General features: G+C 75.3%; 1 pseudogene. It reads right to left on the bottom strand.

Annotation, left to right across the window (positions count from 1 at the left end):
• Positions 1-356, bottom strand: a pseudogene (locus tag J0695_RS44735) (ATP-binding protein); the annotation flags it as partial.

The raw sequence follows: 356 nt of genomic DNA, 5'->3' as shown, positions 1-356 counted from the left end.
GCGGCTGAGCCGTGGCCTCGCGCTGCGGCGGGGGCGGGGGCGGAGGTCCCGGCTGCGACCATACGGACTGCGGAGGTACGGACTGCGGAGGTACCGGCTGCGGCACCGGCGGCAGCGGTACGGGCGGCGCCGGGGCGGCCGCGGCCCCCGCGGTCTGCGGAAGCCCCGCCTGGTCGGTGCCGAGCAGGCCGGCGGGCAGAATCAGTACCGCCTGCACCCCGCCGTAGATGTTGGCCTGCAGCCGGACCGAGATGCCGTGTCTGCGGGCCAGTGCGGAGACGACGTACAGGCCGATCCGCCCGTCCTGCAGCAGATGCCCGACATTGACCTGGTCGGGGTCGGCGAGCAGGGCGTTC

Source organism: Streptomyces beijiangensis (assembly GCF_017315755.1).
Classification (GTDB): Bacteria; Actinomycetota; Actinomycetes; order Streptomycetales; family Streptomycetaceae; genus Streptomyces; species Streptomyces beijiangensis.
This window is presented reverse-complemented; position numbering and strand designations above follow the sequence as displayed.